This is a genomic window from Faecalibacterium hattorii (genome assembly GCF_003287455.1).
Taxonomy (GTDB): domain Bacteria; phylum Bacillota; class Clostridia; order Oscillospirales; family Ruminococcaceae; genus Faecalibacterium; species Faecalibacterium hattorii.
Genome location: NZ_PRLC01000010.1, coordinates 110,004 through 123,395, shown reverse-complemented (window position 1 = coordinate 123,395; position 13,392 = coordinate 110,004). Strand labels below are relative to the sequence as shown.

Below are 13,392 nucleotides of genomic sequence, written 5' to 3'. Positions count from 1 at the left end.
GGTTTCTGAAAGTTCTTTGTAAAGTAGGAAGGACCCTCCTTGATGTTCAATGCGTAGCAGATTGCAACTAGTTGATAGATGCTAGGAGTGGTATAGCCTTTTTCCCATTTGCTGATTCCTTTATCACTGACATCGACGCCATAGTGGCGGAGAAGTTCGGAGAAAGTTACAAGTGAACAGCCATTCCTTTTTCGTACAGCTGCGAGAATCAGACCAACCTCATTACTATCCCTTGCGGCGACTGCATCATAGCACACCGTAGATGGGGCTATGTGCATTTTGGTGAGCGCAGTTTTCTTTTTCATAGCAAGAACACTCCTTTGTGATCCGGTAGCTCTACTATAGTATAGAAAAGATAAGAAATCAACAAGAAATCTCCAAAATGGCGACAAATGCGCAATTGACATCTCCATAAAGTGGGTGTATAATCGAATCAAATCCGCAAATAACAGCTTTTTGGTGTTGATTCTGGACCGAAATCGTGTATATTTGGCGTTTTTGAGAGGTGATAATATGAGAAAAGAAAATTTAAGATGCCCGATGTGCGGAACCATGAACTATGATGTAGATCTTGATGCAACCGACGGCTGGACAAAATGCCGTCTGTGCAAAGCAGTAACCTGCTCTATGGATGAGCGGAAAAAGCATACAGTGTCCGTTCCTCTGTTAAACGAAAAGCAGCTCGTGGCACGCAGTATGATTCGCAAGTAATACACGCTGCATTCTGATAAATCTGCAAAAAGGAGGAATTCTGATGTGTGGTGATTACAACCTTCGCCGTGAGAAAAGATACGTCGAAGTGGATGTTCGTTTTACTCCTGACGGTAAGATCCGTCCTCTTGCCATAAACTATGACAAGACTCGCACTTATGGAATTGACCGTGTTTTGGCAGTCAGGCATGGCACATCGCGCCTTGGCGGAAAAGGTCACTGCTTCACCTGCCTGATCTGCGGGCAGAAGCGAAATCTTTGGCTTGAGCAGGGCAAGTGGTTCGTGGAAGTCTACTGCTCTGTGCCGGAAAGCCGTGCTTCGTAATGGCAAGGTACTTATCCCGCGCAGACCTTTCGCGCATAGCGGGTAAGTATATCGACCAGTACTATACCCGCTTCGGGATCAGCAAAGATGCCCCGGAACCCATTGACCCTGAACGGCTTGCAAGCGCTGTTCTTGGGCTGAATGTGAAAATGCTGCCGCTATGTAGCGATGGCAGCGTCCTCGGACTGACCGTTTTTCAAAGATGCGGTTTTACCGTAACTTTAGGGGATGGTACAAAGCTTGTAGAGATATTCATGCCGAAGGACGTTGTGATCGATTCTGCCCTTGCGGCAGACGGCTGCACCGGATGCCGGAATTTCACGATAGCGCATGAGGCGGCACACCAGATTTTAGCTGACCTGTTCCCGAACGACTATGGAAAAGCAGTCAAGTGCCGTGGGCACATTGCCTATCGGGAACGAAACGGACAACCCTCATGGGAAGAATGGCAGGCAAACACCCTTGCAGCAGAGTTGCTGATGCCGACATTTCTGGTCAACGCCGAAATAGAACGGGCAGTGCTGTGCCTGCCGAATGGAATCCTATACAAATCCGCATCTGACCCGAACTATGAAAAAATTCTGGAGATGGCTGTGCGGATGGGAGTATCGTGGTCTGCTATCAGGATCAGACTACAGCAGATGCAGGTCATAAAAGGCAAACCCATCCACTGCCATCCATTGGACATCATCCGATTTGGAGAATAAACATGATTCAGTCAAATAATCGTCCTTTTAAAAATAAACCGCTGAGCAATATACAGCAGGCACAATTCAGCATCGGCTGGAGGTTTTGCCCCGTTTGCGGACACAAGCTCTACCAAAAAGATGAGAGCTGTTCAGGCACTATCCGCATAAAGTGCCTCAAGTGCGGCAACGTAGCAACGGTTGATTTAGCCTATCGCAGGCGTTGATTGCTTTATAGGCAAAACACAATTTCAAAAATCGGGTGCATTGCACCCTGAATATGGACTGTTCGTCACCGAGCAACGGGCCATTGCCGCAAGGCAATGTATGAAACGCGCACCAAATAGCCGGGCAACAGCTGATAGAGTGATTCTGCTTTAGAACCGCTCTGTTAGTTGGTTGTCCGGCTATTTTTTTAGCCTTCAGGTAGCCTGCTCCCGTAAAAAGGAGCAGGCTTTATGTTTGTCCGTTTTTCGTGGATGCCCCAAGCGGCGAAATATCCGTAGCCTTCCAAATTTTCGACTTTTTACGCTTTATCGAAAATTTGGAGGCTTCACATGAGTTTCAATAATGGTAATGAACGTCGCAAGCTGAACGCAAAGTGGGAGCACCTCCGTGTGCAGTACCGCGAAGCCGGAATGAGCAAAGAGGCAATTCAGGCGATGTATGAGTTTGATCTGGACGTCCTGAACAGTGAACGCGCCTATGATGCCAACACGGTGGCAGTTTGTGATGGCGATGATGACAAAGACGCAAGGAAAGCAGCTGATTTTAAGCAATATGAGGCTGCGATCACGGTAACGGATACCTACCACGAAACCAAGAGTCGCTTTGGATGGATTGGCGAAATAGAGAATGAGCGGTTGCTGTCTGCTCTTGAAAAGTTATCGGAAGACGATCTCAAACTTTTGACGCTCTACACCTATGAGGGCTACACCGTCACTGAAATTTCTAAAGTGTTGGGGGTGTCGCAGCCAACTATTAGTATCAAAATCAAGAGAATTACTAATTTTTTGAAAAAGTTTGATTTTGATGCTATGGATTGACCCTTCTCGATGGCTCGTAAGTGAAGGGACAATTTCCCAAGCGGCATCTGCCGCAGGGCAAAGCGTCCGACTTCATGGTCCTTGAAAACTGAATAGTTCCGTCATCTGGTACTCCGATAATGATACTTCCGTAATTCGCGGCCCGGTCACAAAGCAGACGGGGTGGCTGAAATGCCAATGAAGCGGTACAAGTCCGCTGCCAGATGTTTATGCCCCACTCGTAGGGGGCCGAGGGCGAATATGCGAGACCTTTAATCATATTGATCCGGGAACTGCCGGGTACGTTTTTGCGCATCCGGCAGTTTCCGTTTTTTACGTATCCCAATTTATTCTTTATCCGAATATCCACTTTGATACATATAGGAGGACACTTTTATGGATGAGTTGAACCCCACGGTGCGCGAGCAGGAGATCTACGAGGAGATGGAGCTGACCCCTGAGATGGTCAAGTCCATCCGCACCCTCTGCGGTACCTGTCTGCGGCACTTTGTGGATGCAAAGGCATTCAAGATCGCACTTGTACCCAGCGCAGACCGGAGCATGGACACCTGCACCGTCTGCCAGATGCGGCGCGGCTACGATTATGTGGTCATGCACCGCTGATCCAACCATACCACCATACCGTGAACGAAGCCCGCTGCGGAACATCCGGCAGCGGGCTTTGCACATAACAACATGGAGGTACAATTTTGCAGCAAAACTGGAAATTCCAACGCGGAGACATCTTCTTCACCCATTTCGGGGCGAGCACCGGTTCGGAACAGTGCGGTGACCGTCCGGCGGTCATTCTTCAGAATGACGTGGGCAACTATCACTCTCCGACCCTGATCGTTGCGACCATGACAAGCAAGGCGGAAAAGAAAGTAAACCAGCCGACCCACTGCCTGTTGGAAAACGCAGGGTTGAATATGCCGTCCGTTGTGCAGGCAGAGCAGATCTTCACCATCGACAAGAGCCGGGCGCTGAAGTATCTGGGGCATCTGACCCCGGAGGAGATGCGCAGGGTGGATGATGCAGTGCGTATCAGCCTTGCGCTGAACCCCATGGGCAGCATCCAGCAGATGGAGCCTATCCGGCGCTCTACGGCGCTTTACGCGCCGCCTGAGGTGGTGGATGGCAAACCACCTGTCTACCCCTATACGCCCATCAAATCGTCTTTTGAGAACGCCGGAAGCATCGAGGAAATGATGCTGTACACCGAGTTGCAATCCGCGGTTCATGCCATGATCCAGCGGTTGGAATACAGCTTCACCTTCAATCCCAGCCTGCTCACCAGCCCGAAGCGTAAGCAGCAGGTGGCTGAGATCTTAGAGGAAGCCGAGAAGTACATTTGGAGAATTAAGGAGGAAATGCGATGCGCCTGAACGAAAACAATACTTTCATTGGTATCAACCCGCCGTACCAGCTTTCGGTCATCCACAGCAGCAAGCTGATCTATCCCCGCGAGATCTACCAGCGGGGCGTGGAGCGCAAGCGGGTGGAGCTGATCGCCAGAGACTTCAATGAGTACATCGTTAACGAGCCGAAGGTCAGCTTCCGCAACGGCAGATACTATGTGATGGACGGGCAGCACACCATCGAGGGCTGCATCCTCCTCAACGGTGGCGCGGACCGCCCGATCCTCTGCAAGGTCTACACCGGCCTGACGATGGAGCAGGAAGCCCTGCTCTTTGCGGAGCAGAACGGTCACGCCGCACCCCTGTCGGCGGGCATCAAGCTGCGCGCCAAGGTAGTGGGCGGCGATGCGCCTTCCAAGGCGTTTGTCGCAGCCACCAACCGGGTGGGGCTGTCCCTCAACTACGACAGCATGCAGCTGAGCGACTACCGTATCAGCTGCGTGGGCACGGCGCTGAAGCTGTACGACCAGCTGGGCGAAGAAATCTACTGCGAAGCTCTGCGGCACATCGTGGAAGCGTGGGAGGGCAGACCGGATTCCTTCCGGGCGGCTGTCCTGCGGGGCGTGATGTACTTTGTACAGCTGTACCACGGGCAGTACAGCGCGGAGCGGCTTGTCCGTGCGCTGAGCGGCGTCCATCCCATGGAGCTCTACCGTATCAGCCGGGATAACCCCGCCAAGCTTCCGGGCTGGCGGCGGTACGTTTATCCCATCTACACCACCTACAACGGCAAGTGCAGGAAAGACGCGCTGCCGATGAAGTTCTAAACTCAAATATCTCCTTTGGCAAGGGCGATGGTACCCGGAAAAGACCATCGTTCTTTACATATAGTATTTTCTTTCAAATAATTGACATATTGAACTGGAAAGGAGAGGACAGGAATGAGCGAGATCGCAGCCTGCACTTTGATTCAGGAAGAGCCCGACCGCAAGACGGAGCGGTACATGATGATGTTCAAGGATTACCCGGATGTGGTATCCGTAGACATTCTTCAGGAAATGCTTGGCATCTGCCGGAAGAATGCGTATCTGCTGGTCAAGCAGAATAAGATCCACTCGGCGCGTGTAGGACGCAGTTATAAGATACCAAAACTCTGCGTGGTAGAGTACCTGATCGATCAGAATCGGCAACTTGGAGGGATGCGCCTATCAAACTCTCTTGCGCCATCCTTGCAAAACACCCCAGAATCTTCTAAACTTATGATGCCTAAGCAAAGGACGTTTGGCTGCGAACAGAAAGGAGCATAACTATGACAAATGTGGCCGGACATTTAAGAGAACAAAACGGTATGTATCAGATGATTCTGAGCTGGAAAGACACAAATGGAAAGCGCAGAACCAAATCCATCAGCACAGGACTTCCGGTTAAAGGAAACAAAAAAAGAGCTGAATCTCTGTTGCGTAAAACACAAAAAGAGTTTAACCCTGAAACGATGCAGCAGGTTTCCGACCTGCCGGTATCGGAATATCTGAACCGCTGGCTTCGGGAAAGTGTGATGAACCTTCCGCCCGAAACCTATGGCAGATATGCTTATGATCTGGGAAGAGTAGTTGTCCCATACTTTGAAAAGAAGCGGCTGTCTTTGAAAGCACTCTCTCCGCGCGATCTGGAAACGTTCTTCCGCTATGAGCGTCAGCAGGAGGAGGCCAGTGTACAGCAGCTTCTTGATTGGCACAAGGAGTTGACCGATGCCCTGCAATATGCCGTTGCCAATAATTGGCTGAAGGTCAGCCCCATCAAAGAAGTTGACCCCTGCCTTGATAACTCCCCGGTACTTTTCACCGACTTCATCACGGACTGGTTGAAAATGATGAAGTCACGAGTGGAAATCACAACCTATGCCAGCTATGAAAGAGCAATCATTCACAAGATCGTCCCATATTTTGAACCGCTCCACTATACATTACAGGATATGGAACAGCATCCCAAATACATCCAAGACTTCTACCAGCATGAGTTGGATCGTGGCCTTACGGCAAACACCGTCATTCACTATCACGCCAACATCCGCAAATGCTTACAGTATGCTTTTCAAATCGGCATGATCCGTTCCAACCCGGCAGATCGCGTTGAACGTCCTCGTAAGGAAAAGTTCAAGTCGGAGATTTACAGTGGTGAAGAACTGGAGCAACTTTTCAAGGTGATTCAAGGTGACCCTTCGGAGTTTGGCGTCATCATGGCTGCATTCTACGGGCTGCGGCGCAGTGAAATTGTTGGTTTGAAATGGGATGCCATTGACTTTGAGAACAAGAAAATCAGCATTCAGCATACGGTTGTGACCGCAAAGGTCAACGGAACGGTAACGGAAATCGCACGAGATAAGACAAAAACAAAGTCGAGCTGCCGGACACTTCCCCTAATCCCTGCCTGTGAGCAGATGCTCAATAAAATGAAAAAGGAGCAGGAGCAGAATCGGAAGGTCTGCGGCAAAAGCTATTGCAACGATTATCTTGACTATATCTATGTAGACCCGATTGGAAAGCGGATTCGGCCCGACTTTCTGAGTCAGCATTTCCCGGATTTTCTGGTCGCACACCAGATGAAGCGTATCCGCTTTCACGATCTGCGCCATAGTTGTGCCAGTCTGCTCTATGCCAATGGCGTGAGCCTGAAGGAGATTCAGGAGTGGCTCGGTCACAGTGACATCAGCACAACAAGCAACATTTATACACATCTGGATTTCTCCAGCAAGGTGTCCTCGGCGAATGCAATCGTCAACATCTTCCCAGAAAACACCAAAGTATAAGGAACTGAGTAGAAAAAGAAAAACAGCCTAAAATCTTTCGATTCTAAGCTGTTTTATGATGGAGTGCCGATGGTGGGACTCGAACCCACATGGTTTCCCGAACGATTTTGAGTCGTTTGCGTCTGCCATTCCGCCACATCGGCTTATATTCAATTTTGGGACATTAGTACCGGTTTCCGAAGATTGGAGGGATGTTCAGGAGGGATGTAAGAAATCCTGCTTCGACAAACTTTCAAAATTCAACGAATACTCGTGGATTTCCTGCACAGACATGAAAAATCACGAAGCGGATTTTGAGTCCCCCTCGTCTGCCATTCCGACACACCGGCTTATCTTATTCAAAACAGAACAGTGATATTATAATCCATTTTCGCGCTAAAATCAAGATTCAAATCGAAATTTTTCCAAACGGGCGGAACGTCTTGTTTTTCTTGGGCACTTTCGTGTATACTGATGCTATCATTCTGCGGGCATTTCCCGCAAAAGGAGTTTCGTTATGAGCACTTTGCTTTCTTCTCCCGTGACAGCTGCGCAGCAGCAGCGGGATCTTTTACTGGGCGCACTGGTGGGGCTGGCCCGCTCCACGGTCAACGAGCCCAAGACCGAGGACACCGACCATGTGCTTGCCGCCGGGCTGCGGCTGGCGGCAAAGCCGGAGGCCGACACCACCGCGCTGGAGCGGATGCGAAACATCGTGGAGACTGAGAAACACCGGGTCGCCCCCAACTGCGCCAACTGCACCATGCGCTGCGGCAACACGGACAACTACGACCTTGCCCGGCTGTGGAACGCGCCGGCCGAGGTTCGCACCCTGAAGCTCGAACTTCTGGCAGCACTTTTCGCGCTGGCACAGCGCCGCAGCACCGAGCGGATCGCAGACGAAATTCGGAACGACCTATTTGTCCTCGCGGAGGACTGGGATACAACCATGCTGTCCTCCATCGTTCCGCGCGCCCAAGAGCTATGCCGCGGGTAACTTTTTGGGGAAATTCACGCTGATTCTTGCATTATTCAGGCATTTTTTCGAAAAACCTCTTTACAAACGAAACAGAAGAAACTATTATATAGTTATATGTTACCGTTTGAAATGATTTCTTTTCATCGGGGTCATCGGGCGCTGTGTGCAGCGCAGATCATTTGAGAAAGAAGGTTGAACTCATGTCTGAGAAAAAGCCCGCTGTTGTGGCAGACGCTCCTGCTGCAGAAAAGGCCACACGCAAAGCTGCCAAAGCGGACAAGGCAGCAAAACCCACCACCAAGACCGGCAAGACCGCCCATCGCGGCCGCCCGCCGCTGGCACCGGAAGTCTATGTGGAATATTCCGGCAAGCAGTATAACATCACCGACCTCGTGGACCGCGCCAAGGCCGATTACCGCCTGACCCACAAAGTCGGCGTCCAGTCCTGCAAGGTGTATATCAAGCCCGAAGAGGAAGCGGCTTACTATGTCGTCAACAAGGTCAGCGGCAAGCTTCCCCTGTGACCAACTGTGCCCCATCCGTTCCCACAACTGAGATGGCTCCACTGCGAAAGCAAAGCGGCACCGGAACGTTTCGAACGTTTTCCGGTGCCGCTTTTGGTTTGCCCTATTATAAGTTGTACAGCTCGGTATACTTCCGGGTCAGGTAATCGAGGTAGTAATGCGGGTCAAATTCGCCGCACGCATTCTTCACGATAGCGGCAGGCTCCAGCAGCTGCCCGTACTGGTGGACATGTTCCCGCAGCCAGCCGGTCACGCCGGAGAGGCTGCCCCTCGCCACCTGTCCAAATACGTCGAACTCCTGCTCCATGTTGTGCAGCATCTGGGCGCCGTACGCATTGCCCAGCGCGTAGGACGGGAAATAGCCGAAGGAGCCGCCGGACCAGTGGCTGTCCTGCAGACAGCCCTCGCGGTCATTGGGGACCTCCACGCCCAGATATTCCTGATACAGCTTCGCCCACGCGGCGGGAACGTTCTTTGCCTGCAGCGTCCCGGCGATGAGCTGCTTTTCGATCTCGTACCGCACCATGATGTGCAGACAATAGGTCAGCTCGTCGGACTCGGTGCGGATGAGGCTGGGCTCCACCTTATTGATGGCGCGGTAGAACTGCTCCGCCGTCACATGGCCCAGCTGCTCCGGGAAGAATTCCTGCACCTTGGGGTAGATGACCCCCACGAAGGCGCGGGACCGGCCGATGAGGTTCTCGTAGAAGCAGGACTGGCTCTCATGGACGCCCATGGAGACGCCGCCGGTCAGGCAGGTGTACTGCAAGTCGTCCCGAATGCCCAGCTCATACAGGGCATGGCCGCCCTCGTGGAGGACGGAGTACATGGAGGACGCCACATTGTGCAGGTCGTAGTTGGTGGTGATGCGGACATCCTTGTTGTTGAACTCCAGCGTAAAGGGGTGCTCCGTCTCCCCCAGCCCGCAGTGGCTGCGGTCGATGCCCATGACCTCCATGAGATAGTCGGCAAAAGCCTTCTGCCGGTCGGCCGGGTATTCCAGATGCAGGAAGCTGTCGTCGATCTGAGGCTTTTCCCCGATGGCCCGGATCAGCGGCACGATGCCCTCCCGCAGCGTGTCGAAGAAGGCATCCAGCTGCTTTGAATCCACCCCGCGCTCGTACTCGTTCAGCAGGGCGTCATAGGGGGCCTTTTCAGCGTCGTAGTAGACCGCAAATTTCCGGTTGTAGTCCACAAGCTCCTGCAAAATGGGGCAGAAGGAGGCGAAATCGTTGTTTTCCTTGGCCTTATGCCAGACATCGCTGGCCCGGTTGGTCAGCTCGGTGTAGGCCATATACTCCTCCGCCGGGATGCGGGTCATCTTTTCGCACTCGCGGCGCAGCAGCTCCACCTCCCGCTTGTGGAGGGGGTCAAGCTTGTCCTGTTCGGCGGCCAGCTCATCCAGCAGTGCCTTGGTCTCCGGGGCGGTCAGCAGCTTCTGATGCTCTCCGGCCAGAATGCTCAGGGCCACGCCGCGGCCCTCGGCAGTGTTCTTTGGGGCTACCGTCACGGAATCCAGATACAGCGAGCTCTCCGCGCAGGTGAAGGCATACAGCTTCTTTTGCAGCGCATCCAGCTGCACCAGCTTTTCGGTCAATTCCATGGGTCGTTCTCCTTTTCAGTTCTCGGTCGGGAAGGCCGGGTTTTTCCAAAAAAATTTCCGCCGCGCTGCCGGGTCCGGGTCGGGGATCTCAAACTCATATCGCTCGGTGGCATTGATGATCGTGGTCGGGCCGTGGCTGCATACGCGGGGGAGTTTGGCATCGTAACTCAGGTGGATATGCCCATGCACGAACCACTTGGGCCGATACTCTTCCAGCAGGTCGTTGAAGCAGACGAAGCCTTTGTGCGCCTTGTCAAAGCCGTCGTTGATCCCGCTGGCCGGGGAGTGGGTCAGCAGCAGATCGATGCCGCCCGCCCGGTGAGCCTTGAACCAGAGCTTCCGCACCCGGCTGCGCATCTCCCTTTCGGTGTACTGGTAGGCTTCCGGGTCTTTGTTATAGCGGATGCAGCCGCCCAGCCCCATGATCCGCAGCCCTTTCCAGATATAAATTTCATCGTCCACGCAGATGCAGCCGCCCGGCTCCCCTTGGCGGTAGCTGCCGTCGTGATTGCCGTGGACATATAAAATGGGGGCCGCTGTAAAATTGGTCAGATATTCGAGGTATTTCTTCGGCAGGTCGCCGCAGGAGAGGATCAGGTCGATCCCCGCAAGCCGCTCCTTGGTGCAGTAATCCCACAGTGCTTTGGAGGGGGTATCCGAAATCGCAAGTATCTTCACGTCCGCAATGCTCCATTCTGTTGAATTTTACGCTGGTTACAGCGGCATCCCTTTCAGGCTGCCCAGCCCGTTGATGGCGATCAGGCCGCGGGTCTTCACATCCAGATCTTCGTACTGCGGCAGCGCTCCTTCCACACACTCGCCCAGCCAATCCATTTCCATCAGTTCCTTGGGGGTGTAATTGTCGCCCTGCGGCACTTTTTTCACATGGCCCTGTGCGTAGAGCCCGCCCGCCGGGAAGATGGCCAGCTCATGCTTCTGGAGCGCCTCGGCGATGAGGTTCAGCAGTTGGGCGGTGCCGCCCGCCAGCTCCTCGTAGTAGTCCACCCGCTCGGCGTCGCTCTGGAGGCCCCACCAGTAGTTCACGGCCTTGCCGCTGGCTTCGCTCCCCCATGTGCCGTTGAAGATGGAGCGGATGATGCCGATATAGAACACTTCCCACTTCCACACCGGCAGAGCCACCGGCTGCAAGCTGCCGTCCGGCAAGCGTCGGCACAGGCCATAGTCCCGGTTACAGCCCGCCGGCTCGCTGCTGCTGCGGGTGTAGAGCAGGGTGATATCCTGTCGGTCGGAGAAGTTCAGCGGCTGTCCCTCCACCGGCGCACAGGCCCAGCGCAGCACCACATGGGCGTCCGGCCGCACCGCCCGCAGACCGCGCGCGAAGGCGTTGACCGCCGCGGGCACACCGTAGACCGGGTTCGCGGCCACATAGCCCACCCGGTCGGTCTTGGAGAGGATGCCCGCCAGCATACCCAGCAGGTAATTCACCTCGTAGGTGCGGGGGTAATAGGTGCGCACCAGCGGGTGCGGCGTGTTGAGGCAGCAGTTCAGGAACTTCGTTTTAGGGTGCTGAGCCGCCACCTTCAAACAGGCCGGCCGCATCCGGATGCTGGTGGTGAACACTACATCTGCGTTGTCGTGGGCCACCTCTTCCAAGATCTGCTCCGCGTCCACCTCCGGGGAAATGTTCTCCCGGTTGGTGATGAGGAGCCGGTCCCCGAATTCGGCTTTCAGGGCCTCAATGCCCTTTTCGTGGCCCCGCACCCACGCGCTCGTCTTGGCATCGTACTCGTGCAGGAACACCACTTTCAGTTGGCTGGGCTTCTGGGCAAAGATGTTCAGCTTGCTCAGCAGCGGCTCGCTGCCCGGTTTCGGCTCCAGCGAGAGCTGGACGGCGTGGGGCTCCGTCAGGATCTTGATCTCATCCCACAGTCGCGAAAGGTTTTCCCGCACCTGCGCCGGGGTGGACTGGCACGCATCCGAATACCGGTAGACCGACAGATACACCAGCAGCGCGTCGCCGGGGGTCAGGTTCAGGGCCGAACCGCCCAGCGCGTAGAACTGCTGGCTGAACATGGTGTACAGCGCCGAGAAGTTCAGCCGGTCGTCGTCGCTCCACGCTTCCTCCGACGCTTTGCAGACCAGCGTCTGCAATTTGGCGTAGCCGCCCAGCTTCGAGAAGCGGACGTTGTTCACCTTGGACAGTTTATAGAAATCGAGGAACTCGTAGTAAATTTTATTTTCCAGCGTGTCGTTCCGCTCCGGGATCAGCCGGGTCACGGTGCCGGGGATGGTGACGGCCTCGTAATATTTGAGGACAGACACCCGCTTGTTGCCCTCCTGCACATAGAACCGGTTCAGGTATTCGTAGGCGATGATGGGGGTGTGGATGCCCTCTTCCAAGTGGGCGTCGCACAGGTTCGACCACTTGACCGCGAACTCGGTGCCTTCGTCCAGCAGGGGCATGAAGTTTGCCGCAAAGGCCGTGTGGCGGCCGTTGGTCTTGGTGCCCACGATGCTCTCGGCAGGGATGTCCACCAGCCCCAGCGGCTCCTGCGCCACGATATTCACCCCGGAAAGGATCTCATCCAGCACCTCCAGATAAGGCGACTGGCCCCGCGCCACACAGGCACGGTAGGCGCGCTGACCCGCGCGCAGAGCGTTTTTATAATCTTCCAGCATAGCAAGACTCCTTTCAAAGAATGCAAAGCTGATCTTCCTTTTTTCAGAGCCTACGGCTCCAAGGACAGTATACCATGAAATTTTGATTTGTGGGAGACTTTCTCCCCCAAAGGTGTTGATTTCCATTCTTTTTTCAGGTACGATAAATAGAAAGATCGAATTTTGAGAGGTAGTCACTATGCAAACGGAACAGCTGCCCCGTCTGGAAGCGGGCGAATACCCCGGCGGCATCTGGTATTACGAACCCCACACCTACCAGCCCTACCGCTACGTTCTGGGCCGGGTGGGCAGACATCCGCTGGTCTGCATCGGCATCAACCCCAGCACCGCTCAGCCCGGTGCGCTGGACCCCACCCTGAAAAGTGTGGAGCGCCTTGCCGCCGCCAACGGGTTCGACAGTTGGATCATGTTCAATGTTTACCCCCAGCGTGCCACCGACCCCAACGATATGGACAAGACCCCCGACCGGGCCCTCTGCCACGAGAATCTGCGCTGGCTCAAGGCCGTCCTCGCCGAGACTGAGCCGACCATGTGGGCCGCATGGGGCACCCTGATCGAGAAGCGGGACTATCTGCCCAGCCTGATGCGGGAGATGGTGGCCCTGACCCGTGAGCGGGACATCCCGTGGGTCACCTTTGGCAAGCGGAGCAAAAAGGGCCACCCCCACCACCCCCTCTATCTGCGCAAGGATTCCACCCCGGAACCCTTTGATGTGGAGAACTATCTCGACACCTGTTTTTGATTTTTTCAGGAGGG

At 54.2% G+C, this 13,392-nt stretch carries 16 protein-coding genes and 1 tRNA gene; 12 read left to right on the top strand and 5 right to left on the bottom strand.

Features of this window, described 5'->3' with window-relative positions:
• On the bottom strand, positions 1 to 407 hold a 407-nt coding region (locus tag C4N23_RS08475; RefSeq protein WP_242983759.1), incomplete at its 3' end, for a helix-turn-helix domain-containing protein.
• Positions 408 to 552: 145 nt separating this feature from the next.
• Between C4N23_RS08475 and C4N23_RS08470 the strand changes: the two genes are divergently transcribed.
• The 9 genes from C4N23_RS08470 to C4N23_RS08430 all read left to right on the top strand — a co-directional run bounded on the left by C4N23_RS08470 (position 553) and on the right by C4N23_RS08430 (position 6,911).
• Positions 553 to 711, top strand: a complete 159-nt coding sequence (locus C4N23_RS08470; RefSeq protein WP_242983758.1) for a hypothetical protein — start codon at positions 553 to 555, stop codon at positions 709 to 711.
• A 43-nt stretch (positions 712 to 754) separates the two neighbouring features.
• Complete coding sequence (locus tag C4N23_RS08465; protein WP_112145407.1) at positions 755 to 1,036, top strand: hypothetical protein; 282 nt, start codon at positions 755 to 757, stop codon at positions 1,034 to 1,036.
• Entirely contained in the window at positions 1,036 to 1,743 is a 708-nt protein-coding gene (locus C4N23_RS08460; protein WP_112145405.1) for an ImmA/IrrE family metallo-endopeptidase, read from the top strand. The genes C4N23_RS08465 and C4N23_RS08460 overlap by 1 nt, the downstream gene beginning before the upstream one ends.
• A 536-nt stretch (positions 1,744 to 2,279) precedes the next feature.
• Positions 2,280 to 2,768 (top strand): sigma-70 family RNA polymerase sigma factor, encoded by a 489-nt coding sequence (locus tag C4N23_RS08455; RefSeq protein ID WP_112145403.1) that lies wholly within the window; start codon positions 2,280 to 2,282, stop codon positions 2,766 to 2,768.
• 375 nt (positions 2,769 to 3,143) lie between these two features.
• Positions 3,144 to 3,371 carry a hypothetical protein gene (locus tag C4N23_RS08450; RefSeq protein WP_005927345.1) on the top strand — a complete coding sequence of 76 codons (228 nt, stop codon included), beginning with the start codon at positions 3,144 to 3,146 and terminating at the stop codon, positions 3,369 to 3,371.
• 86 nt (positions 3,372 to 3,457) lie between these two features.
• Positions 3,458 to 4,132, top strand: coding sequence for a type II toxin-antitoxin system PemK/MazF family toxin (locus C4N23_RS08445; RefSeq protein WP_097839050.1), 675 nt, complete (start codon positions 3,458 to 3,460; stop codon positions 4,130 to 4,132).
• Positions 4,123 to 4,932 carry a DUF6551 family protein gene (locus tag C4N23_RS08440; protein WP_112145401.1) on the top strand — a complete coding sequence of 270 codons (810 nt, stop codon included), beginning with the start codon at positions 4,123 to 4,125 and terminating at the stop codon, positions 4,930 to 4,932. The genes C4N23_RS08445 and C4N23_RS08440 overlap by 10 nt, the downstream gene beginning before the upstream one ends.
• Positions 4,933 to 5,046: 114 nt before the next feature.
• Entirely contained in the window at positions 5,047 to 5,412 is a 366-nt protein-coding gene (locus C4N23_RS08435) for a helix-turn-helix domain-containing protein (RefSeq protein ID WP_112145399.1), read from the top strand.
• Positions 5,413 to 5,414: 2 nt separating this feature from the next.
• Positions 5,415 to 6,911, top strand: coding sequence for a tyrosine-type recombinase/integrase (locus tag C4N23_RS08430; protein ID WP_112145397.1), 1,497 nt, complete (start codon positions 5,415 to 5,417; stop codon positions 6,909 to 6,911).
• A gap of 64 nt (positions 6,912 to 6,975) precedes the next feature.
• Here C4N23_RS08430 and C4N23_RS08425 read toward each other — a convergent pair.
• Positions 6,976 to 7,054 (bottom strand) — tRNA-Leu (locus tag C4N23_RS08425).
• A 353-nt stretch (positions 7,055 to 7,407) separates the two neighbouring features.
• Between C4N23_RS08425 and C4N23_RS08420 the strand changes: the two genes are divergently transcribed.
• Together C4N23_RS08420 and C4N23_RS08415 are read left to right on the top strand one after the other, a co-directional pair.
• Positions 7,408 to 7,887: a hypothetical protein gene (locus tag C4N23_RS08420; protein ID WP_112145395.1), complete on the top strand. Its 480-nt coding sequence runs from the start codon at positions 7,408 to 7,410 to the stop codon at positions 7,885 to 7,887.
• A 182-nt stretch (positions 7,888 to 8,069) separates the two neighbouring features.
• The gene (locus C4N23_RS08415) at positions 8,070 to 8,393 is read left to right on the top strand and encodes a DUF6465 family protein (protein ID WP_055189738.1); all 324 of its coding nucleotides are present in this window, start codon (positions 8,070 to 8,072) and stop codon (positions 8,391 to 8,393) included.
• A gap of 106 nt (positions 8,394 to 8,499) precedes the next feature.
• On the opposite strand, the gene C4N23_RS08410 is transcribed toward C4N23_RS08415, so the two are convergent.
• Genes C4N23_RS08410 through C4N23_RS08400 form a run of 3 tightly spaced genes read right to left on the bottom strand, consistent with a single transcriptional unit; the run spans position 8,500 to position 12,636 of the window.
• The gene (locus C4N23_RS08410; RefSeq protein ID WP_112145393.1) at positions 8,500 to 9,996 is read right to left on the bottom strand and encodes a carboxypeptidase M32; all 1,497 of its coding nucleotides are present in this window, start codon (positions 9,994 to 9,996) and stop codon (positions 8,500 to 8,502) included.
• Positions 9,997 to 10,011: 15 nt separating this feature from the next.
• A complete protein-coding gene (locus C4N23_RS08405; RefSeq protein WP_097840063.1) occupies positions 10,012 to 10,674 on the bottom strand; it encodes a metallophosphoesterase family protein in 663 nt (220 codons plus the stop codon).
• Positions 10,675 to 10,710: 36 nt separating this feature from the next.
• Positions 10,711 to 12,636 carry a BMP family ABC transporter substrate-binding protein gene (locus tag C4N23_RS08400; protein WP_112145391.1) on the bottom strand — a complete coding sequence of 642 codons (1,926 nt, stop codon included), beginning with the start codon at positions 12,634 to 12,636 and terminating at the stop codon, positions 10,711 to 10,713.
• A gap of 178 nt (positions 12,637 to 12,814) precedes the next feature.
• Here C4N23_RS08400 and C4N23_RS08395 point away from each other — a divergent pair, with 178 nt between their 5' ends.
• Entirely contained in the window at positions 12,815 to 13,378 is a 564-nt protein-coding gene (locus tag C4N23_RS08395; protein ID WP_097840061.1) for a DUF1643 domain-containing protein, read from the top strand.
• Positions 13,379 to 13,392: the final 14 nt, after the last annotated feature.

Bases quoted from the DNA above. Each gene is read 5' to 3' on its own strand.
- C4N23_RS08420 (WP_112145395.1), top strand. From the start codon at position 7,408: ATGAGCACTTTGCTTTCTTCTCCCGTGACAGCTGCGCAGCAGCAGCGG.
- C4N23_RS08410 (WP_112145393.1), bottom strand. From the start codon at position 9,996: ATGGAATTGACCGAAAAGCTGGTGCAGCTGGATGCGCTGCAAAAGAAG.
- C4N23_RS08460 (WP_112145405.1), top strand. From the start codon at position 1,036: ATGGCAAGGTACTTATCCCGCGCAGACCTTTCGCGCATAGCGGGTAAG.
- C4N23_RS08450 (WP_005927345.1), top strand. From the start codon at position 3,144: ATGGATGAGTTGAACCCCACGGTGCGCGAGCAGGAGATCTACGAGGAG.
- C4N23_RS08430 (WP_112145397.1), top strand. From the start codon at position 5,415: ATGACAAATGTGGCCGGACATTTAAGAGAACAAAACGGTATGTATCAG.
- C4N23_RS08455 (WP_112145403.1), top strand. From the start codon at position 2,280: ATGAGTTTCAATAATGGTAATGAACGTCGCAAGCTGAACGCAAAGTGG.
- C4N23_RS08435 (WP_112145399.1), top strand. From the start codon at position 5,047: ATGAGCGAGATCGCAGCCTGCACTTTGATTCAGGAAGAGCCCGACCGC.
- C4N23_RS08415 (WP_055189738.1), top strand. From the start codon at position 8,070: ATGTCTGAGAAAAAGCCCGCTGTTGTGGCAGACGCTCCTGCTGCAGAA.
- C4N23_RS08470 (WP_242983758.1), top strand. From the start codon at position 553: ATGAACTATGATGTAGATCTTGATGCAACCGACGGCTGGACAAAATGC.
- C4N23_RS08395 (WP_097840061.1), top strand. From the start codon at position 12,815: ATGCAAACGGAACAGCTGCCCCGTCTGGAAGCGGGCGAATACCCCGGC.
- C4N23_RS08465 (WP_112145407.1), top strand. From the start codon at position 755: ATGTGTGGTGATTACAACCTTCGCCGTGAGAAAAGATACGTCGAAGTG.
- C4N23_RS08400 (WP_112145391.1), bottom strand. From the start codon at position 12,636: ATGCTGGAAGATTATAAAAACGCTCTGCGCGCGGGTCAGCGCGCCTAC.
- C4N23_RS08440 (WP_112145401.1), top strand. From the start codon at position 4,123: ATGCGCCTGAACGAAAACAATACTTTCATTGGTATCAACCCGCCGTAC.